Source organism: Amycolatopsis sp. NPDC043885 (assembly GCF_056435685.1).
In genome coordinates this window covers 90,885-112,698 of the sequence record NZ_JBWKEA010000026.1, presented here as the reverse complement: position 1 = coordinate 112,698, position 21,814 = coordinate 90,885, and the positions used below count along the sequence as shown (strand labels likewise).

Annotated in this window: 30 protein-coding genes; 17 read left to right on the top strand and 13 right to left on the bottom strand. The window is 69.1% G+C overall.

Features of this window, described 5'->3' with window-relative positions; genetic code table 11:
* Positions 1–204: 204 nt before the first annotated feature.
* From AC069I_RS41765 to mrf, 4 genes are read right to left on the bottom strand one after another with little or no spacing between them, the layout of a single operon-like run.
* Positions 205–1,302, bottom strand: coding sequence for a GTP-binding protein (locus AC069I_RS41765; RefSeq protein WP_478267824.1), 1,098 nt, complete (start codon positions 1,300–1,302; stop codon positions 205–207).
* On the bottom strand, positions 1,299–1,457 hold the full coding sequence (rpmF, locus tag AC069I_RS41760; RefSeq protein ID WP_005149940.1) for a 50S ribosomal protein L32: 159 nt from the start codon (positions 1,455–1,457) through the stop codon (positions 1,299–1,301). The genes AC069I_RS41765 and rpmF overlap by 4 nt, the downstream gene beginning before the upstream one ends.
* Positions 1,457–1,714 carry a type B 50S ribosomal protein L31 gene (locus AC069I_RS41755; RefSeq protein WP_007032638.1) on the bottom strand — a complete coding sequence of 86 codons (258 nt, stop codon included), beginning with the start codon at positions 1,712–1,714 and terminating at the stop codon, positions 1,457–1,459. The genes rpmF and AC069I_RS41755 overlap by 1 nt, the downstream gene beginning before the upstream one ends.
* Complete coding sequence (mrf, locus tag AC069I_RS41750) at positions 1,711–2,964, bottom strand: ribosome hibernation factor-recruiting GTPase MRF (protein ID WP_478232592.1); 1,254 nt, start codon at positions 2,962–2,964, stop codon at positions 1,711–1,713. The genes AC069I_RS41755 and mrf overlap by 4 nt, the downstream gene beginning before the upstream one ends.
* An 84-nt stretch (positions 2,965–3,048) precedes the next feature.
* On the opposite strand from mrf, the gene rpmB reads away from it, so the two are divergent.
* The 6 genes from rpmB (at position 3,049) to cobA (ending at position 5,745) form a co-directional block, all read left to right on the top strand.
* Positions 3,049–3,285 (top strand): 50S ribosomal protein L28, encoded by a 237-nt coding sequence (rpmB, locus tag AC069I_RS41745; protein WP_005149951.1) that lies wholly within the window; start codon positions 3,049–3,051, stop codon positions 3,283–3,285.
* Positions 3,285–3,452, top strand: coding sequence for a 50S ribosomal protein L33 (gene rpmG / locus AC069I_RS41740; protein ID WP_005149953.1), 168 nt, complete (start codon positions 3,285–3,287; stop codon positions 3,450–3,452). Before rpmB ends, rpmG begins: the two co-directional genes overlap by 1 nt.
* Positions 3,452–3,757 (top strand): 30S ribosomal protein S14, encoded by a 306-nt coding sequence (gene rpsN, locus AC069I_RS41735; RefSeq protein WP_016334058.1) that lies wholly within the window; start codon positions 3,452–3,454, stop codon positions 3,755–3,757. Before rpmG ends, rpsN begins: the two co-directional genes overlap by 1 nt.
* Positions 3,754–4,002 (top strand): 30S ribosomal protein S18, encoded by a 249-nt coding sequence (gene rpsR / locus AC069I_RS41730; RefSeq protein ID WP_465422176.1) that lies wholly within the window; start codon positions 3,754–3,756, stop codon positions 4,000–4,002. The genes rpsN and rpsR overlap by 4 nt, the downstream gene beginning before the upstream one ends.
* A gap of 63 nt (positions 4,003–4,065) precedes the next feature.
* Entirely contained in the window at positions 4,066–4,473 is a 408-nt protein-coding gene (locus tag AC069I_RS41725) for an ankyrin repeat domain-containing protein (protein ID WP_478232593.1), read from the top strand.
* Between the two features lie 54 nt (positions 4,474–4,527).
* Complete coding sequence (gene cobA / locus AC069I_RS41720) at positions 4,528–5,745, top strand: uroporphyrinogen-III C-methyltransferase (protein WP_478267823.1); 1,218 nt, start codon at positions 4,528–4,530, stop codon at positions 5,743–5,745.
* Here cobA and AC069I_RS41715 read toward each other — a convergent pair.
* The gene (locus AC069I_RS41715) at positions 5,733–6,293 is read right to left on the bottom strand and encodes a GNAT family N-acetyltransferase (RefSeq protein WP_478267822.1); all 561 of its coding nucleotides are present in this window, start codon (positions 6,291–6,293) and stop codon (positions 5,733–5,735) included. The two genes, cobA and AC069I_RS41715, sit on opposite strands and share 13 nt — an antisense overlap.
* Positions 6,283–7,170 carry an alpha/beta fold hydrolase gene (locus AC069I_RS41710; RefSeq protein WP_478267821.1) on the bottom strand — a complete coding sequence of 296 codons (888 nt, stop codon included), beginning with the start codon at positions 7,168–7,170 and terminating at the stop codon, positions 6,283–6,285. The genes AC069I_RS41715 and AC069I_RS41710 overlap by 11 nt, the downstream gene beginning before the upstream one ends.
* Before the next feature lie 129 nt (positions 7,171–7,299).
* Here AC069I_RS41710 and AC069I_RS41705 point away from each other — a divergent pair, with 129 nt between their 5' ends.
* The 3 genes from AC069I_RS41705 to AC069I_RS41695 all read left to right on the top strand — a co-directional run bounded on the left by AC069I_RS41705 (position 7,300) and on the right by AC069I_RS41695 (position 10,896).
* Positions 7,300–8,142 (top strand): crotonase/enoyl-CoA hydratase family protein, encoded by an 843-nt coding sequence (locus AC069I_RS41705; RefSeq protein WP_478267820.1) that lies wholly within the window; start codon positions 7,300–7,302, stop codon positions 8,140–8,142.
* Positions 8,143–8,182: 40 nt separating this feature from the next.
* Positions 8,183–9,886, top strand: a complete 1,704-nt coding sequence (locus AC069I_RS41700) for an AMP-binding protein (RefSeq protein ID WP_478267819.1) — start codon at positions 8,183–8,185, stop codon at positions 9,884–9,886.
* Positions 9,887–10,137: 251 nt separating this feature from the next.
* The gene (locus AC069I_RS41695; protein WP_478232599.1) at positions 10,138–10,896 is read left to right on the top strand and encodes a D-Ala-D-Ala carboxypeptidase family metallohydrolase; all 759 of its coding nucleotides are present in this window, start codon (positions 10,138–10,140) and stop codon (positions 10,894–10,896) included.
* 5 nt (positions 10,897–10,901) lie between these two features.
* Here AC069I_RS41695 and AC069I_RS41690 read toward each other — a convergent pair whose 3' ends face one another.
* Genes AC069I_RS41690 through AC069I_RS41675 form a run of 4 tightly spaced genes read right to left on the bottom strand, consistent with a single transcriptional unit; the run spans position 10,902 to position 14,666 of the window.
* The gene (locus AC069I_RS41690; RefSeq protein WP_478228261.1) at positions 10,902–11,534 is read right to left on the bottom strand and encodes an NUDIX domain-containing protein; all 633 of its coding nucleotides are present in this window, start codon (positions 11,532–11,534) and stop codon (positions 10,902–10,904) included.
* A complete protein-coding gene (locus AC069I_RS41685; RefSeq protein ID WP_478228262.1) occupies positions 11,531–12,724 on the bottom strand; it encodes an adenylosuccinate synthetase in 1,194 nt (397 codons plus the stop codon). Before AC069I_RS41685 ends, AC069I_RS41690 begins: the two co-directional genes overlap by 4 nt.
* The gene (locus AC069I_RS41680) at positions 12,721–13,695 is read right to left on the bottom strand and encodes a hypothetical protein (protein ID WP_478228263.1); all 975 of its coding nucleotides are present in this window, start codon (positions 13,693–13,695) and stop codon (positions 12,721–12,723) included. The genes AC069I_RS41685 and AC069I_RS41680 overlap by 4 nt, the downstream gene beginning before the upstream one ends.
* Positions 13,696–13,697: 2 nt before the next feature.
* Positions 13,698–14,666: an adenylate cyclase gene (locus tag AC069I_RS41675; protein ID WP_478267818.1), complete on the bottom strand. Its 969-nt coding sequence runs from the start codon at positions 14,664–14,666 to the stop codon at positions 13,698–13,700.
* Positions 14,667–14,774: 108 nt separating this feature from the next.
* Between AC069I_RS41675 and AC069I_RS41670 the strand changes: the two genes are divergently transcribed.
* Entirely contained in the window at positions 14,775–15,710 is a 936-nt protein-coding gene (locus AC069I_RS41670; protein WP_478228265.1) for a hypothetical protein, read from the top strand.
* 185 nt (positions 15,711–15,895) lie between these two features.
* Complete coding sequence (locus tag AC069I_RS41665) at positions 15,896–16,045, top strand: hypothetical protein (RefSeq protein ID WP_478267817.1); 150 nt, start codon at positions 15,896–15,898, stop codon at positions 16,043–16,045.
* A 45-nt stretch (positions 16,046–16,090) separates the two neighbouring features.
* Here the strand turns inward: AC069I_RS41665 and AC069I_RS41660 are convergent, their stop codons facing one another.
* Both AC069I_RS41660 and AC069I_RS41655 read right to left on the bottom strand, forming a co-directional pair.
* Entirely contained in the window at positions 16,091–16,471 is a 381-nt protein-coding gene (locus AC069I_RS41660; protein WP_125678293.1) for a hypothetical protein, read from the bottom strand.
* Positions 16,472–16,494: 23 nt separating this feature from the next.
* Positions 16,495–17,148, bottom strand: a complete 654-nt coding sequence (locus AC069I_RS41655) for a hypothetical protein (RefSeq protein WP_478267816.1) — start codon at positions 17,146–17,148, stop codon at positions 16,495–16,497.
* 163 nt (positions 17,149–17,311) lie between these two features.
* Here AC069I_RS41655 and AC069I_RS41650 point away from each other — a divergent pair, with 163 nt between their 5' ends.
* The 6 genes from AC069I_RS41650 (at position 17,312) to AC069I_RS41625 (ending at position 20,709) form a co-directional block, all read left to right on the top strand.
* A complete protein-coding gene (locus AC069I_RS41650; protein WP_478228267.1) occupies positions 17,312–17,545 on the top strand; it encodes a hypothetical protein in 234 nt (77 codons plus the stop codon).
* A 37-nt stretch (positions 17,546–17,582) separates the two neighbouring features.
* Positions 17,583–18,218, top strand: a complete 636-nt coding sequence (clsA, locus tag AC069I_RS41645) for a cardiolipin synthase ClsA (protein WP_478267815.1) — start codon at positions 17,583–17,585, stop codon at positions 18,216–18,218.
* Positions 18,219–18,281: 63 nt separating this feature from the next.
* Complete coding sequence (gcvH, locus tag AC069I_RS41640; RefSeq protein WP_005150021.1) at positions 18,282–18,665, top strand: glycine cleavage system protein GcvH; 384 nt, start codon at positions 18,282–18,284, stop codon at positions 18,663–18,665.
* Between the two features lie 125 nt (positions 18,666–18,790).
* Positions 18,791–19,258 carry a glycogen accumulation regulator GarA gene (gene garA / locus AC069I_RS41635; protein WP_005150023.1) on the top strand — a complete coding sequence of 156 codons (468 nt, stop codon included), beginning with the start codon at positions 18,791–18,793 and terminating at the stop codon, positions 19,256–19,258.
* Positions 19,255–20,016 (top strand): transcriptional regulator FtsR, encoded by a 762-nt coding sequence (ftsR, locus tag AC069I_RS41630; protein ID WP_478228269.1) that lies wholly within the window; start codon positions 19,255–19,257, stop codon positions 20,014–20,016. The genes garA and ftsR overlap by 4 nt, the downstream gene beginning before the upstream one ends.
* A gap of 219 nt (positions 20,017–20,235) precedes the next feature.
* The gene (locus AC069I_RS41625; protein WP_005150031.1) at positions 20,236–20,709 is read left to right on the top strand and encodes a bifunctional nuclease family protein; all 474 of its coding nucleotides are present in this window, start codon (positions 20,236–20,238) and stop codon (positions 20,707–20,709) included.
* A gap of 342 nt (positions 20,710–21,051) precedes the next feature.
* On the opposite strand, the gene AC069I_RS41620 is transcribed toward AC069I_RS41625, so the two are convergent.
* Positions 21,052–21,666 carry a TetR/AcrR family transcriptional regulator gene (locus AC069I_RS41620; RefSeq protein ID WP_478228363.1) on the bottom strand — a complete coding sequence of 205 codons (615 nt, stop codon included), beginning with the start codon at positions 21,664–21,666 and terminating at the stop codon, positions 21,052–21,054.
* Positions 21,667–21,814 lie beyond the last annotated feature (148 nt).

Below are 21,814 nucleotides of genomic sequence, written 5' to 3'. Positions count from 1 at the left end.
TTCCCAAAAGGGGTTTTTTCGGGGGGAAAGTTGTCTGTTCCCCTCTTGGCCCCGTGTTTTGGGTTGGGGGTTTTGGGGTGTATGTTTTGTTTCCCCCCCCCCCCCCCCCCCCACGACCCCCTGATGGAACTGTGCATACGTGCCTAAATCGGGCATTCGGTGGCCCGGAAGCGTCCCCTGTGGACACTCGGGCCACTCACGACTTCAGTGGACGTGCACCGCTTCCCACTCCGGGAATGGATCCGCTCCGGCCGAACCGGCGGCCAGGCAAGACCGGAGCGAGTCCAGCAGCGCGTCCTTTTCCAGCCCCACGCCGATGAACACGAGCTCCTGCCGAGGCACCTCCTCGACACCCTGCGGTTCGAACCGGGCGACCGAACCCGCCTGCGACCACAGCCCGGTCACCCCGGGCCGCGACGCCAGCGAGAAGAACCCCTTCGACCGCAAGACCGTCCCGAACTCCCCGGAATCGAGCCGCCCGACGAAGTCCCACAGCCGCTCCGGATCGAAAGCGACCTCGGCGCGGAAGACCACGCTGGAGATCCCGTACTCCTCCGTCTCCGGAACGTGATCGCCGTTGAGTTCCGCCACCCAGCCTGGTGCCTCCTGCGCCCGCTCGACGTCGTAACGCCCGGTACCGAGCACCCGGCCGAGCGGCACCCGGCCGTGGGTCGAGACGACGACGTCGGCGGCCGGGTTGAGCCGACGCAGCACCGACGTCAGCCGTTCGAGCGAGGCGGCCGGAACCAGGTCCGCCTTGTTCAGCAGGAGGACGTCCGCGAACTCGATCTGGTCCATCAGCAGGTCGCTGACCGTCCGCTCGTCCCCGTCGTACTGGTCCAGCCCGCGTTCGGTCAGCGCGTCCCCGGCCGCCAGTTCCCGCTCGAAGTTCACCGCGTCGACCACGGTCACCATCGTGTCGAGCCGCGCGGAGTCCAGCAGGGTGGCGCCGTCCTCACGGGCGAAGGAGAACGTCGCCGCCACGGGCATCGGCTCGGAGATGCCGCTCGATTCGATGAGCAGGTAGTCGAACCGGCCGTCCTCGCACAGCCGCGAGACCTCTTCCAGCAGGTCGTCGCGCAGGGTGCAGCAGATGCAGCCGTTGGTCATCTCGACGAGCCGTTCCTCGGTGCGGGACAGGCTGTTCCCGTCCCGCACCAGCGCGGCGTCGATGTTGACCTCGCTCATGTCGTTCACGATCACCGCCACCCGCAGCCCGTCCCGGTTGGCGAGGACGTGGTTGAGCACGGTCGTCTTGCCCGCACCGAGGAATCCGGACAGCACCGTGACCGGCGTCGTCATTCCCCACCTTGGTGAAAGTGCTTCATGAGCTTGCGCGGCACGAGTTTCGTCTCACCGTTCACCTTGATCGGCACCAGATCCGGCACGGCCGCCTTCCACTGCGAACGCCGGGACCGGGTGTTGCTGCGCGACATCTTGCGCTTCGGGACGGCCATTACTTCGATCCTCCGCGTCGTCCGTAGCGGCGGTGGAACTTCTCGACCTGGCCGGCGCTGTCCATGATCCGCTGGTTTCCGGTCCAGAACGGGTGCGACCACGAGCTGATCTCGACGTTCACCACCGGATAGGTGTTGCCGTCGCTCCACTCGATGGTCTGGTCCGAGGTGGCGGTGGAGCGCGTCAGGAAGGCGTCCCCGGTGGAGAGGTCCTTGAACACCACGGGGTGGTAGTCGGGGTGGATTCCCGGTTTCACTGCGTTTCGTCCTTTCGGTTCGACGTGTTCACGTCGTGCTTCTCGGGGTCGGTTTCCGTGTCCTCGCACGGTTCTTCGTGCCATTCGCCGAACGGATCCGGGTAACGGAGCCATTCCTGCTCACCTGCGGCGAGTTCCTCCTCGGTCAGCAACGCCCCGTTCAGGGCGGCTTCGATCTCGTCCGGGGTGGCCTGATCGGTGACGACGACCAGTTCCTGCGCGCGGTCGCCGAACAGCGGGTCCCAGCGCAGGGAGGCGAGGGTGCGGCGCTCGGGGGAGACCGCGGCCCAGTCCGGACCGTCCGGGGCGGCGAGCCACGGTCCGGCGTGCCCGACGCCGAGGCCGCCACCCGCGGATTCGATCCACAGCGCCATGTCCGGCTGGCTCGCCACCCAGAGCCGTCCCCGGGTGCGGACGACGCCGTCGAGCAGGACGTCGATCGCGTCGTGGAGGCGCTCCGGGTGGAACGGGCGCTGCGACGTGAAGGTGAGCAGCCCGATCCCGCAGTCGGTGTGCAACGGCGGCTGGCCGCGCAGCAGGGGGCCGTGCATGTCGGTGACCTCGCCGCGCCGGGCGTCGGCGGGGACGGCGTCGAGCACTGTCTTCCCGTCCACGGAGGACAGTTCGACGCGGGGGATCGACGGCGCGACCCGGTCGAGCACGGCCGAGGCCTTCGCCGCGGACCAGGCGTCGGTCGCCGCTCCGGCGAGGACGAGCAGATCGGCGAACTCGACCTGGGACAGCGCGACCTGCGCGACGGTGCGCTCGTCCTCGGGGCTGGCCCGCAGGTTCCGCTCGGCCAGCGTGTCGTCGCCGGTGCTGTCGGCCAGCCAACCCGCGCAGTCGACGACCGTCAGCACGGCCCGCAGGTCGACGTCTTCGATCACCGGACGCTCACCGACGAGAACGTTGTGCAGTGCCCAGCTGACCGGCTCGGGCTCCATCGCCTCGTCGAGCCGCACCACGATCCGCCGCACCTGCGGCATCTGGGAGAGCTTGCGCAGCAACGGCAACAGGTCTTCGCGCAGCGTGCACGAAACGCAGCCGTGCGCCAGTTCGAGAACCGTCAGCTGGTCGCGGTCGCCGAGCCGGATCCGGCGCCGGACCACTCCGGAGTGAATCTGCCTCAGGTCGTGATGCACGACGGCGGTGCCGGGTTCGGCGAGGCGCAGCCGCTCGGCGAGATCGGCGTTCGGTCCCGGTGCGAGGCCACTGATCAGGACGAGGGGCACACGGGGGTTGTCGGTCACTGAAGCTCCGGGGCGTCGAGGGCGTTCTGGTTCGGCTGTGTAGAGTAAATGAAAACGACAACCGATATCAACTTGGGAGGGTATATGTCCGCCGTGTGCCAGGTCACCGGCCGTAAACCGGGCTATGGGAAGCAGGTGTCGCATTCGCATCGGCGCACGTCCCGGCGCTGGGAGCCGAACCTGCAGGCCAAGCGGTACTTCGTGCCGAGCGAAGGACGCTGGGTCCGCCTGCGGGTCTCGGTGAAGGGCATGAAGACCATCGACAAGCGGGGGATCGAGGCCGTCGTGGCCGAGCTCCGTGCGAAGGGGGTGAAGCTCTGATGGCCAAGAGCACCGACATCCGGCCGATCATCAAGCTCCGCTCGACCGCCGGCACCGGCTACACCTACGTCACGAAGAAGAACCGCCGCAACGACCCGGACCGCATGGTGCTGCGCAAGTACGACCCGGTCGCGCGCAAGCACGTCGAGTTCAAGGAGGAGCGCTGATGGCCAAGAAGTCGAAGATCGCCAAGAACGAGCAGCGCAAGGTCGTCGCCGCCCGTTACGTCGAACGGCGGCGTGAGCTGAAGGCCACCATCGCCTCGCCGTCCGCGTCGCCCGAGGAGAAGGCGGCAGCCGTGTCGGCCCTGCAGGCGATGCCACGGGACGCCAGCGCGACCCGGATCCGCAATCGCGACGCCGCCGACGGCCGTCCTCGTGGCTACCTGCGGAAGTTCGGGCTCTCGAGGGTCCGGATGCGGCAGATGGCGCACAACGGCGAACTGCCCGGCGTCACGAAGTCGAGCTGGTGAGCGCGATGGGCAAGGCGAACCGCGACCGTCCCTTCAAACGCAAGACGAACCTGTTGCACGCCAACAAGATCACCGAGGTCGACTGGAAGGACGTCGATCTGCTGCGGAAGTTCATCTCCGACCGCGGCAAGATCCGCGCCCGCCGGGTCACCGGGCTGACGCCCCAGCAGCAGAAACAGGTCGCCACGGCGATCAAGAACGCCCGCGAGATGGCGTTGCTGCCCTACCCCAACGCGGGGCGCTGACGCCGCCGGTCCGGGCGGTGCGGCCCGCCGCCCGGACCGCGTTCCTGTGGAAGAATCGGCCGCATGACGGAGAACCCCGGACAGGCCGAGGAATTCGATCCCGAACTGCTGGAGTTATGGGCCAAGGTGTTCGGCTTCGCCCGCTCGGGCGCGACGGCCGAGATCGTCGCGTACGTCGACGCCGGCATCCCGGCGAACCTGACCAACGACCGGGGCGACACGCTGGTCATGCTCGCCGCCTACCACGGTCACGCCGAGACCGTCGCGGCGCTGATCGAACGCGGCGCCGATCCGAACCGCGAGAACGACCGTGGGCAGAGCCCGCTGGCCGGCGCGGTGTTCAAGAACGAGCCCGAGGTCGTGAAGGCGCTCCTGAAGGGCGGCGCGGACGCCACGGCGGGGGAGCCGTCGGCGATCGACGCGGCCAGGATGTTCGGCAACACCGAGCTGCTGGCCCTGCTGGAGAGCTGAGGCGGTTCTCACTCGGATCGCGGTCAGGGGCTCTGAATCCTTACACTGCCCCGCATGGATGACCCGCATTACCTCTCCGGCCTCGACCTGGCCGGCCGTCGTGTCGTGATGATCGGTGGCGGGACGGTCGCCCAGCGCCGCCTGCCGCGGTTGATCAGTGCCGGCGCGCGGGTCGAACTGGTCTCGCCGCACACCACGCCGTCGGTGAGCGCCATGGCCGACGCAGGCGAGATCGTCTGGCACGAGCGCCGCTACGCCGAGGGCGACCTCGCCGACGCCTGGTACGCGCTGGCGTGCACGAACGATCCCGAGGTCAACGCCGCCGTGTGCGCCGAAGCCGAACGCGCGCGGGTGTTCTGCGTCCGCGCCGACGACGGGGACCTCGGCAGCGCGGTCACCCCGGCCTCGGGCAGGCACGGCGGGCTGCTGGTCGGCGTGCTCTCCGGCGGCGAGCCGCTGCGGTCGGCAACCGTCCGGGACAGCATCCTCGACGGCCTCCGCGCCGGCACCGTCGCCGACGGCCGCGTCCCGGACGTCCACGGTGACCTCCCGGGTGTCGCCCTCGTGGGCGGTGGCCCCGGCGACCCGGAACTGATCACCGTCCGCGGCCGCCGCCTGCTCGCCAGGGCCGACGTCGTCGTCGCCGACCGGCTGGCTCCGCGCGAACTGCTCGACGAACTCTCGCCCCACGTGGAGATCGTCGACGCCGCGAAGATCCCGTACGGCCGCGCCGCCAGCCAGGAAGTGATCAACTCCACGCTGATCGAGCGGGCCAAGGCGGGCAAGTTCGTCGTGCGGCTCAAGGGCGGCGACCCGTACCTGTTCGGCCGCGGCTTCGAAGAAGTCCTCGCCTGTGCCGAAGCGGGTATCCCGGTGACGATGGTCCCCGGCATCACGAGCGCGTTCTCCGTCCCCGCCGCGGCGGACGTCCCGGTGACCCACCGCGGCGTCGCCCACGAGGTCGTCGTGGTGTCCGGTCACGTCGCGCCGGACGACGAGAAGTCGCTGGTGGACTGGGATCTGCTGGCGAAGATGCGCGGCACGATCGTGCTGATGATGGGCGTCGAGCGGCTCCCGCAGTTCGCGAAGGCGCTCCAGGCGGGGCGGCCTGGCGACACGCCGGTGGCGATCGTCGAGGACGGCACCATGCGCACGCAGCGGGTTCTCCGCTCCACTTTGGACAAGGTGGTCGAAGACGCCGCCACGGCCGGGGTGCGGCCGCCCGCGGTGATTGTCTTCGGCCCGGTGGCGGGGCTGGCTCAGCCCTCGTAACCGGGGTTCGAGACGTAGAACCAGTCGGTCCCGTCCTCGCCGGGGGCGTCGAGGTGGGCCGCCCGGATCAGCCCGGCCCGCAGCGCCACCCGCTGCGACGGGATGTTCTCCGGCCGGACGCGGGCGATCACGAGGTCGTCCGGCCGGTGGACACGGGCCCAGTCCACCGCGGCGGTGGCGGCCTCACCGGCGAACCCGGAACCCCAGGACGAGGGGAAGAAGCGGTAGAAGAGGTTCAGGACCGGCCAGCGCCGGAAACCGACGATCTTCACCCCGCAGAACCCCAGCGGTTCCGCCGAGTCGTGCCGCCGGACCGTCCAGTACCCGAAGCCGTACCGATTCCATTGGTGCGACCAGCGGAGCAGCAGCAACTCCGCCTCCTTGCGCGTGTCCAGCAGGTCCGAAGGGTTGTGCGCGCAGGCCTCCGGATCGGTATGGAGGGCGAAGATCGCGTCGAGGTCTTCGGGGCCCGGGCGGCGCAGGATCAGCCGTCCGGTCCGCAGTTCTTCGGCGCCCGCGTCCCGGGTCGGGGCCGGCTCAGCGGTCATGGCAGCGCGCGGAGAAGTCCACGATGGCTTCGGTCAGGCGGGTCGGGTCGAAGCGCAACTCGACCGGGCTGCGGGCCTGGACGAACTCGGCCGCCGGCATGTCCGCGGCCAGTGTGTCGGCGTCGCCGAAGGGGTGGATCGGATCGCGCTCGTGCCCGATGACCAGCGCCGGGGTCTCGATCTTCCGCCGGATCGACTTGGGCGGCGCGATCCGGCCGAAGAGCACGCCGTGCAGAAGCGCGGCCATCGGCGCGGGCTCCTGGGACAGCGTGTCGGTGACGACGTCGACCCACTGGTTGCCGTGCGGCACGAGTTTCGCCGCCAGCGCCACGCCCTGCACGGTCACCGGCAGGAACCGGGCGGCCATGAGCAGCGGCGCGAAGGTGATCAGCCCCGCGACGATCGCGTTGTCCAGCACGGGCATCTCGACGACCAGGCCCAGCGCGCGCTCGGGGGCGGCGACGCCTACTTCGAGCGCGACGTTGGCGCCCAGGGACGTCCCGCCGATGACGGCGGCGTCGATTTCAAGGTGGTCGAGCAGCGCGACGGTCTGCTCCGCGAATGCGGGCATCGAGTACAGCCACGAGTCGGTGGGCCGGTCCGAATCGCCGTGACCGAGCAGGTCGAGGGTCACCGCGCGGAAACCGGCCCGCGCCAGCCTGCGGGCGAGCGGAGCGTGCATCCGCCTCGTCAGCATGATGCCGTGGGTGAGGACGACCACCCGGTCGCCGGAGCCGAACTCGGTGTAGGCGAGCCGGTGACCCTCATGGGTGAAGGATCCCGACAGCTCGATCGGCCGGGAGGATCGTTCGCGCCCGCGTGCGGTGCTCGGAGCGGGCAGGTCGGCGACCGCGGTGGCGCTGCTGGCCGGGCTCATGTCCCACCGTCCTTCGTCGATCGTCGGGTACTCACCGGTAGTACTCGCTGGTACCAGGAAAGCATCTCAGGGGCGGCCGGGCACAGTGGCCGTTGGCAGCCTGTCAATCACATGAGTCAAGATGACCCCATGACCGCTACAGCTGACAGTCTTCCCGATCTCGTTTCGCTCAAGGTGGACATCGACGGGCACGTCGCCGAAGTGACGCTGCTCGGTCCGTCCAAGGGCAACGCGATGGGCCCCGATTTCTGGCGAGAGCTGCCGATCGTCTTCCGTGCGCTCGACGCGGACCCGCAGGTCAGGGCGGTCGTGCTGACCGGGAGCGGCAAGCACTTCTCCTACGGGCTCGACCTGCCCGCCATGATGCCCAGCTGGGGCGAAATGCTCGGCGGCGACGCCCTCGCGGGCCCGCGGACGAAGTTCCTCGACGAGGTCAAGACCCTCCAGGCGAGCGTGTCCTCGGTCGCGGAATGCCGCAAACCGGTCATCGCGGCCATTTCCGGCTGGTGCATCGGCGGTGGTGTCGACGTGATCGCGGCCGCGGACATCCGCCTGGCGAGCGCCGACGCGAAGTTCAGCGTGCGCGAGGTCAAGGTCGCGATCGTGGCCGACCTCGGCAGCCTGCAGCGGCTCGCGCCGATCATCGGCGAGGGACACCTGCGCGAACTGGCCCTGACCGGCAAGGACATCGACGCCGCCCGCGCCGAGAAGATCGGCCTGGTCAACGACGTCCACGCGGATCAGGACACCTTGCTGGCCGAAGCTCGCAAGCTGTCGGCGGAGATCGCCACGAACCCGCCGCTGGTCGTGCAGGGCACCAAGAACGTGCTCTCGGCCAACACCGAACGCCAGGTCGCGGACGGCCTGCGTTACGTCTCGGCCTGGAACGCGGCGTTCCTGCCCAGCAAGGACCTCGGCGAGGCCGTCCAGGCGTTCCTCGAGCGCCGCGCGCCCGAGTTCAAGGGGGAGTAAAAAGAACCGGCGGCCCTATCAGCGGACCAGGAGGACGATCGTGAGCGCTTCGGAGGCATACCGCACGTTCCGCGAGGCACGGGACTACCTGCAGGCCCATCGCGAGGACTACGAGACCGCCTATCGCGACTTCACCTGGCCCCGGCCCGCCGAGTTCAACTGGGCGCTGGACTGGTTCGACGTCGTCGCGGCCGACCCGGCCAACCGGGACCGGTACGCGCTGTGGATCGTCGAAGAGGACGGCATCGAGAACCGCTGGACCTATCCGGAGATGGCGCGGCGGTCCAACCAGGTCGCGAACTGGCTGCGCTCACTCGGCGTGGCCAGGGGCGACCGGCTGATCCTGATGCTCGGCAACCAGGGCGAGCTGTGGCAGACGATTCTCGCCGCGATCAAACTGGGCGCCGTCATCATCCCGGCCTCGACGCTGCTCGGCCCGGCGGACCTCACCGACCGGGTCGAGCGGGGCGCGGCGAAACACGTGGTGATCCGGTCCGTCGACGCGCACAAGTTCGAGAACGTCGAGGGCGGCTACACGCGCATCGCCGTCGGTGAACCGGTCGAGGGCTGGCGGTCCTTCGTGGACGCCTACGAGGAAGCGGACATCTTCACGCCCGACGGCCCGACTGCGGCGGAAGACCCGCTCCTGCTGTACTTCACCTCGGGGACCACCGCGAAGCCGAAACTCGTGCAGCACACGCAGGTCTCGTACCCGGTCGGCCATCTGTCCACAATGTACTGGATCGGCCTCGAACCGGGCGACGTCCACCTCAACATCTCGTCGCCCGGTTGGGCGAAACACGCGTGGAGCAACGTTTTCGCGCCGTGGAACGCCGAGGCGACGGTGTTCCTCCACAACTACGCGCGGTTCGACGCAGTCTCCTTGATGGCGCAGATGGACCGGTGCGGCATCACCAGTTTCTGTGCCCCGCCGACGGTGTGGCGGATGCTCATCCAAGCGGATCTGACCGTGCTGAAGACGCCGCCGCGCAAGGTGGTCGGCGCGGGCGAACCGCTCAACCCCGAAGTGATCGACCAGGTCGAAAAGGCTTGGGGCGTAACGATTCGCGACGGTTTCGGCCAGACGGAGAGCAGCGTCCAGATCGCCAACACGCCCGGGCAGGACGTCGTGCCGGGGTCGATGGGCCGCCCGTTGCCGGGCTTCACCGTGGCGCTCGTGGACCCCGTCACCGGCGAACGCGCGCAGGAGGGCGAGATCTGCCTCGACCTCGAGAAGCGACCGGTCGGCCTGATGGCCGGATACGCGGACGACGAGGAACGTTCCGCCGCGGCCTTCGCGAACGGCTTCTACCACACCGGGGACGTCGGATCGATCGACGAACGCGGCTACATCACCTACGTGGGCCGCACGGACGATGTCTTCAAGGCGTCGGACTACCGGATCTCGCCATTCGAGCTGGAAAGTGTCCTGCTGGAACACGAGGCGGTCGCCGAAGCGGCGGTCGTCCCGGCGCCGGACCCGATCCGGCTCGCGGTGCCGAAGGCCTACGTCGTCCTGACGAACGGGCACGAGCCCACGGCAGACACCGCGGTGTCCATCCTGGCTTTCTGCCGGGAGCATTTGGCGCCGTACAAGCGAATCCGGCGGCTGGAGTTCACCGAACTGCCGAAGACGATCTCCGGCAAGATCCGGCGGGTCGAACTGCGCGGACGCGAAAACGAAGCCGACGGGCGCCCGGCGGGGGAGTTCCGCGAGGAGGACTTCCCGCAGCTGAAGGGCTGACGCCCCGGCCCCGAACTCGCGTGTTCGGAGCCGGAACTCGCGTGCTTGGACACGGAACTCGCCCGGCCCGGAGTGTTCCGCCTCCAAGCACGCGAGTCACGTCTTCAAGCACGCGTGTTCCGGCTTGGGCGTGTGGGTCGAACGACCCACAGCGCGGTAACCGGAACCGCGTTAGCATCCTCGGCAGTGAATCGTTGACAACCCGTGGGGGTCACGGGTCTCACCTTCCCTGCTTGAAAGGTGTTCCTGTCATGCGCATTCGTTTCCTCCTGCCGATGCTCGCCCTGGTGGCCGGGCTCGGTACCGCGGTGGCCACTCCGGCCGCCGCCGATCCGGGCCCGGTGACGGCGGGCGAAGTGTCCGTCGCCGACGCCTGTTACTCCTGGGGACGCACGTTGTCCCAGGGCGCGTCCGGTGAGGACGTCCGGCAACTGCAGATCCGGGTCGCCGGGTACCCCGGTTACGGTGGTGTGCTCGCCCTCGACGGCCAGTTCGGCGCGGGGACCAAGGCCGCGGTCACCCGCTTCCAGCAGGCGTACGGGCTGGCCGCGGACGGCATCGCCGGTTCGGCCACGTTCTCGAAGCTCTACGCGTTGCAGGACGACGACTGCACGCCGATCAACTTCACCTACGCGGAACTGAACCGGTGCAACTCAGACTGGTCGGGCGGCAACGTCACACCGGCGACGGCGAAAGCCAACGCGCTGGTCTCGATGTGGAAGCTGCAGGCGATGCGGCACGCCATGGGCGACCGGCCGATCGACGTCAACGGCGGCTTCCGCAGCGTCGCCTGCAACAACGCGGTCGGCGGCGCGACCAACAGCCGTCATCTCTACGGTGACGCCGTCGATCTCGGTGCCGGCTCGCAGGGCTTCTGCGGATTGGCGAAGCAGGCCCGTAACCACGGGTTCGCGGAGATCCTCGGGCCGGGCTACCCCGGCCACAACGATCACACCCACGTGGCACACCGGTCGACGCGGTTCTGGTCGGCCTCCTCCTGCGGGATCTGACCTCGTCATTCCCAGCGCCACAGCGACGGCGGCCGTCCTCCCTTGGGGAGGGCGGCCGCGTGTTCGGTGGTGCGCCGCAAACCGGGGACCCGCTCCATGGTCCGGCCGAGGTTGGCCGGATAGGGGCGGTCCCCGGTCAGCGCTTCGGTGACGTCCAGCGCCTGCGCCGTCGTGAAGATCGGCCCCAGCAGCCCGGCGGTGAACGCGACGTCCCGCCACAGCCGTTCGGCCAGCATCGGGCGGCAGTCCGCCACGATCCGGTCGTGGTCGAACGCCAGCGGAGGGACCTCGTCCAGCGGAACCCACACCACGTTCCCCGGCTCGTCGAGCGCGGGATCCACCGTTGCCCACAAGGCGATGGAGAGCGTGGGACCGCGGGGATCACGGTTCGGCTCGTCGAAGGTGGCGAGCTGCCCGGTCGCCGAGAGCGCGTCGGACGGCAGGCCGAGTTTGCCGGCCACCGCCCGGTGCGCCGCCTCCCTCAGCCGTTCCCCGAGCCCGAGCAGCACCCCTGGCAGGGCGAGTTCTCCCGCGAAGGGCTCGGCGGCTCGTGGCGCGATTCCCAGCAGCACGTTCCTGGTGCCGGGGGCGAACCGCACCACGAGCACGTCAACGGACACCGGCGTCGACTCGATCACGCGTAGATTGTCGACCTTGCCTCCGCGACCCGGTAACCGGCCCTGTCCGGGCCGTACCCGGTGACGGCCACCGGCAGCCGCGCACCGAACCACGCCAGCGGATCCGTCAGGTCGACGGCGGGAGAGCCGTCCTTGGGGACGACCGCCAGCCCGGTCGCGTCGAGGTGGGTCACCGCGAGCGCGTCGACGCCGTCGCAGGCCGCGATCGCGTAATCGAGCAGGGCCGCGTCGAGATGACCCGCCCGCCACGCGCCCTGGAATTCGCCGGTTTCGTTGTGCGCTTCCGGAAAGCGGGCGAGCACGGCGGCGGACTCGGTCGGCAGCGGTCCCGCGCCGTGCCGGGTGAGGTACGTCCGCGTGACACCCAGGACGGCGTGCGGGCGCCCGCCCAGCAGTGCGCGGGCGTTGTGCGGCGTGGTGGTCGACCAGGTCGTGTGCGGATGGAACCCGTGGTGCTGGTCGAGGAGAGCCCCCTGCGCTCCCTCGAACACCAGCCGCCCGGAATCCGCCAGCCGTCCCGTTTCGTCCCCGTCGGTGATCCGCACCGCGTCCGCGAAATCGCGGTACAGCGCCACCAGTTCGTCCACGCCGTGCGGTGGTGTGGCGAGCGGGGCATAGAACCGCGCGAGCGCGTCCAGCTTGCGCCGCAACACCGACGGCCGGGCGCAGTCGGCGACCGTGGGCGCTTCCCCCGGCGTCCCGATCACCTCCTGGCTCTCCACCACGTCACCCGGCTCGGCCCCGGGCAGCAGCGAGTACCAGACGGTCTCGCCGATGCCCTTCCCGCACGAGCCGTGCCGGTTCACGCCCCGGGCCTCCTCCCTTGCCCGGTTGGCGTGGATGTGGAACGGGGTGGTGAGCAGGGCCTGGCCGTCCACACTCAGCAGCGAGAGCGGATTCCGGACACCTGCCGCTTCCAGCCGCCGCGCTTCGGCGGCCAGCGCGAACGGCTCGACCAGCACGAACCGCGACAGATGGGTGGGCACGCCGGCGAACGTGCCCGCCCCGAACTGGCTGAACGTGTGGTGCCGCCCGTCCACGACGACGTTGTGCGCGGCCTGCGCGCCCCCGTTGAAGCGGACCACGGCGGTGGTGGGCCGGTCGGCGCAGAGCGCGTCGACAACCGCGCCCTTGCCTTCGTCGCCGAAGCCGAGCCCGACCACCACCACGTGACCGTCCAGGAGACTCATCGCAGCACCACGTCGCTCGGCCCCTCGGCCTCGGGCACCGCCGACGTGACGACCGTCTTGGTGCCCAGCTTCGCCAGCGCCTTGCCGACCGCCTTGCTTTCGGCGACCGAGCCGACGTCCGCGAGATCGGCGAGCGCACGGTCGACGTCGACGACCCGCTCTTCCAGCCCGATGGTGGCCGCGATCAGTTCGCACACCGCGCCGGGATCGTCGAGCTTCAGGAAGTTCTGGCCGAGCAGGCCGCTCCAGTGTTCGCCGATCTCCGGGTCGTTGTAGTACGACGACTGGTTCGGCAGTACGAAGAAGACGTGCCACTTGCGGGCCAGCTCCCGGTACACCGAGGCCGGGTCGATGTCCTCCCGTACGTCGTCCCCGATCACCCGGCGGATGTGGCGCGCCTCCAGCGCGGGCTTGTTCAGCTCGTCGCCGATGATGAACAGATAGCCCTTGCGGCCGCGGTTCTGCCACGCGTCGGTCACGACGTGCCGGGCCATGAAGTAGGCGGCCAGCTCGTAGGACTCGCTCTTCTGCCCGCCGCCACCGCCTTCGAGGAAGATCGTGCGCAGCTGCTCGTCCATCCGGTTGTCCGATTCGAACTGCCCGACCTGCAGCGGGACCCGGTCGCTGTCGGCGTCACCGATCGCGCCGAACATCACCTGCGGGTCGGCCAGGTAGCCCCGGCGCTTCAGCAGGCCGTGCAGTTTGCCGAGCTTGCCCTGCATGACCCGCGGCACCCGGCGCATCGAACCGGTGACGTCGAACAGCACCGCGATCGGCGTCGAATCGGTGTGGTCGGCCGAATCCCGGCATTCCCGGACGGCGTTCAGCGGGTCGAGCGCGGGCGCGACCTTCCAGTCTTTCGCGGGCTTGGAGCGCAGATCGGCGGTGTAGCCGAAGTCGTCCTCGCCCTTGGCCCGCCGGAAAGTCTTCGCGGCGGCGTAGGCGTTGTCGTCCCAGTGTCCGTGTCCCATGGTCAGGCTCCTGTCTCGGGGATGGTGAAGGGGCGGAAGGTGCGGGGGCCGTACAGGTCGTCGAGCAGCGCGTCGTACTCGTCGAGCAGGTCGGCGGCGTCGGGTCGTTGTGCCGGGGCTTCCTGTGTGCACCAGGTCGCGAATTCGCGTTGGCGGGTTTCGTGCGGTGCCAGGAGTTCCAGCATCATGCGGTGGAGCATGTGGACGTCGGTGGCCACGGTCACCGGTAGTCCTTTGTGGACTTCCGGCGGGTAGTCGACGGACTTGTCCGCCGCCAGCGGGAGCACACCGTCTTCGACGGCGAAGGACCAGCCGACTACGACGATGCCGTGCTCTCCGGGATGTACGAGCACGTTGTCCGCGGTGAGGTGGCCGTGGACGACACCCGCCCGGTGCGCGCCCGCCACGGCACGCAGGAGGCGGCGGTGCATCCACGCGTAGTCGCGGCCGTCGAGCCCGCCGGGGAAGGCTTTCCCGATATCGGCGAGGGTGACGAAACCGTCGACGAGCGGATCGAGGACGCTGAACGCGCGGTCACCTCTGGCCACCGGACCGGAAGTGTCCAGCAGCCGCGGGTAGTAGGGGCGCAGCCACCGGTGCCGTTCGGTGAAGCCGTCGAGCGCGCGCAACGCGTCCCATTCGGCGTGGATCAGCGGATTGAGCGCCGGGTCGCGGACGAGTTTCACCAGGTGTGGCCCGGTGGTCCGGTACGTCGTGGCGACACTGCCCACCGCGTGCGGTGCGGTGAGGGTGTACGTCGAGGTCGCCGTCGTGACCGCCTGGCGCCTGGCGCGTTTCCAGTCGTCGTGAAGGCGGTTGAGGGTGGCGGCGGCACGGTGGGCGCGCTCGTCGCCGGGGTTGCGGTCGGGGTGGAGCGCGGCCGCCAGTTCGCGGTAGCGATGGCGGGCGAACAGAGCGGCCGCGTCGACCGCGTTCTCGACCGCCTTCACGGCGTCTTCCCTGGTGAGCATAGTTTGAGTCTAGATGACTCTTACTTCGGATCGCAAGGGGTGGGTACAAATCCCGTGCCGTGCGGCGGCCTCGGCCCATAGGCTGGGCGAGCCGGACAGGGGGTGTTGGTGGTCTTCTTCGAACTGGATCGGAAAGACGGGCAGCGCACGAACGCGATGATCATCGCGTTCGTGATCGGGATCGTCTGGGGTTCAGTCGCGGCCTTCGCCGGACGATGGGCCGTCGAAGGATTGGCCGGCACCTACGATGTGCGCGCGGTGATCTCCGAAACGAACTCCACGACCACCGAAGGACAGCACGGCCCGCGTACCTCCTACGAGGTTCTGGCGATCACCGAAGACGGCCGCGCGATCGAAGTGCCGACAAGAGACGCGTTCGGCCTCGCTGATCCGGTGGTCGCCCGGCTTTCGTCGGTGACGGACCGGGTTCTGTCCGTGCGCGGGGCCGCCGACGTCGTGGAAGCCCACCATCCGTGGGAGAAGATCACGGCGATGTCCCTCGGCTGGGCGCTCCTGGCGCTCGCGGCCATCGTGCTGGTCAGAGTGGCGAGACCGGGGATCGCGTGGAAGTCCCTGCCGTTCCTGGCCGGGCTGGCCTTCGCCGCGTTAGTGGTCCTGACGCCGGTCGGCTTCGGCGGGAAGGCCTACCGTGAGGCGGCCGACCCCGTCCCGAATCTCTGGGAACACCGTCGCGACTTATGGGGACCGCCGCCGGTGTTCGCCCGTGGGCAGACCGCCGTATCCGGGGAGGCGGCCGTGCGGGTGCTCGACAGCAGGACCGGGCCGCCCGAGGGAGCCGAGGCGTGGTTGAGCGGATTCCACGTCCTCACCTTGCGGATCGAGGCGTCCCGCCTCGGCGACACGCCGCTGGAACTGTCGGCCGACGAACACGGTGAGCCGGAGCGGGTCAAGGACTGCGCGGGCGCTCCCGGCGCTTTCGGCGGCACCACGGGTCTCGTCTGTTTCGTGGTCCCGCCCGGATATCGGCCCGAGTACCTTCTTGTCGGCAAACTCGAACACGAAGTCCTGCTGAGGCTCCAGTGAACGACGAAAGGACTCGTGTGTCGGAAAAGGCGCGGAAACCCGGAGGCCTTTCCCAGGTACGCGAGCAGCCACAGCGGCCGCGGGTGAAGGACCCTTCCCTCGGCTGAGCCGAGGAAACTCGACCTTCATGTACCTCAGACGGAAACCGGCGCCGGTACCGCGCCCATCGACACACCTTCGAGTTCGTGAAGGGTGACGATCTGTCCGGTTTCGGCCTCGCCTTGCGCGACCTTCTCTCCGGTGGCAAGCAGGGCGGCACGGCCCTGGTGGGCAAAACCGCCGACTGCGGCAAGGTGACGTGTCGCGGGACGGCGGGTTCTCGAAACCAGGACTGAGGTTCGAGGCCTGCACCATGTACGGCCAACTGGGGCGACTGAGGCTCAGGAGCGGGTCGCTTCGATCTGGCGCTCGTCTTCGGTCGAACAACTCGTCACCGGATCGTTCGGCCCGCTCCCGCACGTCCAAGCCCCGACCACCACGGGGCCGGGCCCTTGCGGTGACGCCGCCTCGGCGGGCGTCAGCTTGGCGAAGTAGTCCGTGAGCACCTGCGTCGCTTCGGCGCACTCGGCCTTCCCGCGTACGACGACCTTGTTCTTCGCGCCCTGGAACCCGGTGACCTCGCCACACGGCGTACCGGCCAGGACCTGGTCAGCCGTGGGGGCGGGGGAGGGCGGCGGCGCGGCCGCGGGAGCGGGATCGGCGCCGCAACCGCTCAGCAGGACGACGGCGAACGCGGCGGGGAGCACGGCGAGGCTCTTCATGGGCCCTTCTTCTCGAGGATGGTTCATTCGACGGGGACGACGGCGGCGAACACGTTCTGTTCGCCTTTGCTGCAACTGGTGCCGCCTTGCGCGGCGGGGGCGCCGGAGACGCACAGCCAGCCGTCCACGGTCTCGCTGACCGGTTCGTCCGAGCCCGCGGACTGCCGTCCGGCGATCCTCTGGTGGAACGAACCGACGATCCCGGTCGCGTCCGCGCACGAGACGCCGGGGCCGTTGAGCACCTGGAGGGTCAGCCCGCTGGCCGCGGTGACCGTTCCGCACGAACCCTGAACCGGTTCAGCGGATTTCGGCTGGGAAGTGGGAGGCGGGGCGGCGGAGGGACTCGGCGGGGTCCGCGACGGGATCGGCGGCACCGGCACGCTGGACACCGCTGTGGGGAGCGAGGGCGGCGAGACCGACATCGAGGTGACAGGCGGTGGCGGATCTTCGCCCGAACAGGCGGCGAGCGTTCCGGTGACGGCGCAGGCCGCGAACAGGCGCCGCCACGTTCCCGTGGTGGTCGAGACGCGCAAGGCGATCCTTTCGTCGGCCGGTCGTGGCCGGCCCATTCTGACCCGGCCGGGCCCGATGCCGTGGCATTGAGCCACGTTCGATTCGCGGGAGGCTATCGCGACCCCGCCGCCGCGGTACGCGAGGACCGCCCACTGACTGTCCATTGTGGACGATTAACATGCCGTTCACAGCGCGACAACATCCTGCTGTCGTCGCGAACCGATCGGACGAATCCATGCCGGATCCGTTAACGCGCGGACCCGTCCTGCCGAAAACAAAGGTAGCGCTCCGGCGTGTCCCAGTCCCCGTCACGAAACCGTGAGAGTGATGAAGACCGACGAACAGACCGACCCCGCGTCACCCCAGGCCGCCGCGCCGGCGAGCGCGGAGCTGCCACCGACGGCGCCGTGCACCGTCGTCTGGTGTGGTGGCCGCCCGTACGTCCTCGAGACCTCCGCCGGCCACAACCGCTGGATGGGCACCGACCACCGAGGCAGGCCCGTGGCGCTGACCAGCGCGGACCTGCAACGCCGCGGCTGGACCCACACCCGGGCCAGCTGACGGGGGAGGACCTGCCGCCGCTGGATAGGCTGAGCGGGTGAGTACGCCCCCCGAACCGAGCGTGGCCAGCGAAGAGCCTTCCCTGCTGCGGCAGGCCCTGAACGTTCCCAACATGCTTTCGATCCTCCGGCTCGCCGGGGTGCCGGTCTTCCTGTGGCTGCTCCTCGGCCCGAAGGAGGACGGCTGGGCGCTCGCGCTGCTCGTGTTCAGCGCGCTCACCGACTGGCTCGACGGCAAACTCGCCCGCTGGCTCAACCAGATGTCGCGGCTCGGCCAGCTGCTCGACCCCGCCGCCGACCGGCTCTACATCCTCGCGACCCTCATCGCCTTCCTGATCCGCGACATCATCCCGTGGTGGCTGGTGGTTCCGCTGGTCGTCCGCGAGGCGGTACTGGGCGTCTGCGTGTTGCTGCTCCGGCACCGCGGCTTCGCCCCGCCGGAGGTCACCTACATCGGCAAGGGCGCCACTTTCGTGCTGATGTACGCCTTCCCGTTCCTGCTGCTCACCCAGGGCGGTTCCGACATCGCCGCGATCGCCAGGCCGATCGGCTACGCCTTCACGGCGTGGGGTGCGGTCCTGTACGTCTATTCGGGCGTGCTGTACGTCGTCCAGACCGCACGGGCGCTACGACCGGCCGGACCCGTCGGGTTGCGGGAGGCGCCGGGCGCGTGACCCGGCGGGATGCGAAACTGCGCGCGTCGGTTTCGAGCGAGGGCGTCAGAAAGGGGAGCGGCGTTGTCCACTCCAGAAGAACTGCGGTACACCGAGGAACACGAGTGGGTCTCCGTGCGCGACGGAGGGCTCGTGCGCGTGGGCATCACGGAGTACGCCCAGGACCAGCTCGGTGACGTGGTGTTCGTCGAACTGCCCGAGGTCGGCAAGCAGGTCGGTTCGGGCGACGCGTTCGGCGAGGTCGAGTCGACCAAGAGCGTTTCGGAGCTGTTCGCCCCGCTCGACGGCGAGGTGGTCGCGGTCAACGACGCGGTGACCGAGTCGCCCGAGCTGATCAACAGCGACCCCTACGGCGAGGGCTGGCTGATCGAGCTCCGTCTCGACGACGCGAGCTCGGTGGAATCCCTGCTGGAGGCCGAGGCGTACCAGGCCCTGATCAAGGAATAGCCGCAGGCCGCGGCCCTTCGGGAAGAGTAGGGGGAGCCGCGGGCCGGAGATTCGATCAGGCACGGTACGTTTGACCTCCACACGTTCTTGAGTAGTGGCAACACACATGCGTTAGGAGAGCTCAGGTGAGCACGAACGACGGGCCCGGCGTTCCCCCGGAGCAGTCTCCGGAGCGGACTTCTGTCTTCCGGGCCGACTTCCTGGCCGACGTCGAAGGCACTGAGGCTCCTCCGGCTGCCGAGGCCCCCGTCCAGGGTGTGGACGCGCTGCCCGCGGGTTCCGCGCTGCTGGTCGTCAAGCGGGGTCCGAACGCGGGTTCGCGCTTCCTGCTGGACCGCGACACCACCAGCGCGGGACGGCACCCGGACAGCGACATCTTCCTCGACGACGTCACGGTCTCCCGGCGGCACGCCGAGTTCCGCCGTGAGGGTGGCGAGTTCGTCGTCATCGACGTCGGCAGCCTCAACGGCACCTACGTCAACCGCGAGCCGGTCGACCAGGCCGTCCTCGCCGGTGGCGACGAGGTGCAGATCGGCAAGTTCCGCCTGGTCTTCCTGACCGGCCCGGGTCACGGGGGCCAGGGGGCACGGTGACGGCGGCCGGGCGGCCTGATCGGGACGCGTCGCAGCGCGATGGGTTGAGCATCGGAGCCGTGCTGGCACAGCTGCGCGGCGACTTTCCCGATGTCACCATCTCCAAGATCCGGTTCCTCGAGGCGGAGGGTCTGGTCCAGCCGGGCCGGACCCCGTCGGGGTACCGGCAGTTCGCTTCGGCGGACGTGGAGCGGTTGCGGTTCGTCCTTTCCGCCCAGCGGGATCACTACCTCCCGCTGAAGGTCATCAAGGAACAGTTGGACGCGGCGGATCAGGGCGCCGCGCCCTCGGCGGCGATGCCGCGGCTGCCGCGGAAACTCGTGTCACTCGACGCCCCCGGGGAGAACGGCGGACTGCCGTCCCCGGGGGACTTCGAGACCGACCGCGAGATCAGGCTGACCGAGGAAGATCTGCTCCGCCAGGCCGGCATCGACGCCGCCACCCTGGCTGAGCTGCGGCAATACGGTCTCGTCCGCCCCGGGGCGGCGGGGTTCTTCGACCCGGACGCGGTGCTCGTGGCGAAGACCGTGAAGGCGATGACCGAATTCGGTATAGAGCCGAGACATCTGCGTGCCTTCCGGGCCGCGGCCGACCGCGAGGTCGGCCTGCTGGAGCAGATCGTGACCCCGGTGTATCGGCATCGTGACGAGGACGCCCAGGCGAGGGGTGACGAGGTCGTCCGGGAGCTGGCCGCCTTGACCGTGGCGTTGCACACGCTCTTGGTGAAGGCCGGAATACGGGCTGTCACGGGCGGTTGAACGGCTTCGGGGGCCGGGAGCGGTTGTGCGGTCACTTGTCAATGCCTGAATGTTCGGCACCCTATGCCGTACCGTGAGAGTCGGGTTTGCCACGGGCGAACCGAGAATGTCGGAGACAGCGAGCACAGCGCTCGGAAGACGGGTAGCGTCGGGACTACCGTCGCTTGGTCGTCGAGACAAGCGTTGCAGCCCGTGCGCACGAGAGGGAGGCGAAGCCCGATGAGCGAGATGCGCGTCGTCGGCGTGCGGGTGGAGCTACCCGCGAATCAGCCGATCTTGTTGCTGCGGGAAACCGAAGGCGAGCGTTACCTGCCGATCTGGATCGGCTCGGTCGAGGCCACCGCCATCGCCTTGGAGCAGCAGGGAGTCCGCCCGGCCCGTCCGCTCACCCATGACCTGCTGAAGGAGGTCATCGGAGCGTTGGGCCGTGAGCTGGAACAGGTCGTCATCACCGATCTGAAGGAAGGCACGTTCTTCGCGGAACTGGTCTTCGACGGGGACATCCGGGTTTCGGCGCGACCGAGCGATTCGGTGGCGCTGGCGCTGCGGGTGGGAGTGCCCATCCACGCCGTGGACGCGGTGCTGGAGGAAGCGGGTCTCATCATCCCCGACGAGCAGGAGGACGAGGTCGAGAAGTTCCGCGAGTTCCTCGACTCGGTCTCGCCGGAGGACTTCCGCGGCGCCGACACCTGATCACATCCTGGGATTCCGCGCGAAGGGGCGGTGCCGGTGGCGCCGCCCTTCTTCGTGCGTGCGTTTAGTCCTCTGAATGCGTGGCGCGGCGGCCGGCCGCGCCTCAAGTACGTGAAGGACCCCTTTCCTCGGCTGAGCCGAAGAAAGGGGTCCTTCACGCGCGGTTGCTGTGACTGTTGGTGCACCTGGGGCCAACGTCCGGTCACGGCGACCGTGAGGGCCTCCTTCACTACCTTCAGGGTAGGCAAGGAGGCCTTCACGGACTTCTCCGATCGGGGCGAGCCGACCTCAGGCGGACCGAAAGGTGCCCTTCGCCTCGCACTCGCGACTCACGCGACCCAGTCAGGCGGCGGTCGCCTTGACGAACAGGTCCGCCAGTTCCCGCCCGTACCGCTCCAGGTCCAGTTTCGGATCCGTCGCGAACTTCGCCGCGACACCGTCGATGGCCTGCGCGATCGACAGCGCCATCACGTCCGGCGCGAACTCGCCGAAAGCGCCTTCCTGCTGCCCCTGCCGGAGCTGACGTTCGAGCCTGCCGGTCCGGAACTCCTCGACCAGCGGTGCCGACATGAACCAGCCCTCGGCGTCCGAGCCGCTCGAGCCCATCTCGACCATGACCCGCACCAGTTCCGGGTACGAGCCCAGGAACGCGATCTCCGACTCGATGTAGCCGCGCAGCAGCCCGGCCCGGTCGGTCGTGCCCTGGATCCGCTCCTCGAGGAACTTGTCCTTCATCCCGGTCGCGGTGGTGACCACGGCCTGCATCAGGCCTGCCTTGTTGGTGAAGTGGTACGAGATGATCCGGGTGCTGGACAGCCCGGCCCGCTCCTTGATCTTCGCGAACGACGTCTTGTGGTAGCCGAGGTCGGAGATCGTCGCGATCGTGGCTCCGATGATCTGGGCCCGCCTGGCCGCCTCGGCGACCGACAGCCCCAGCTCCGCCTGGACCTCTTGCATGGCGCTCTGAGTGGAGGGAGTTACTTGCATGAGTAAAAAATAACACGGCTGAGTAAAAGTGGCAACCATGCGGCCGAATGGGGGACCGTGCTCGACAAGCCTCAAGAAGAGCTTGAGGTGGCCCGCGCGTCGCGTTGACCGCTTTGCC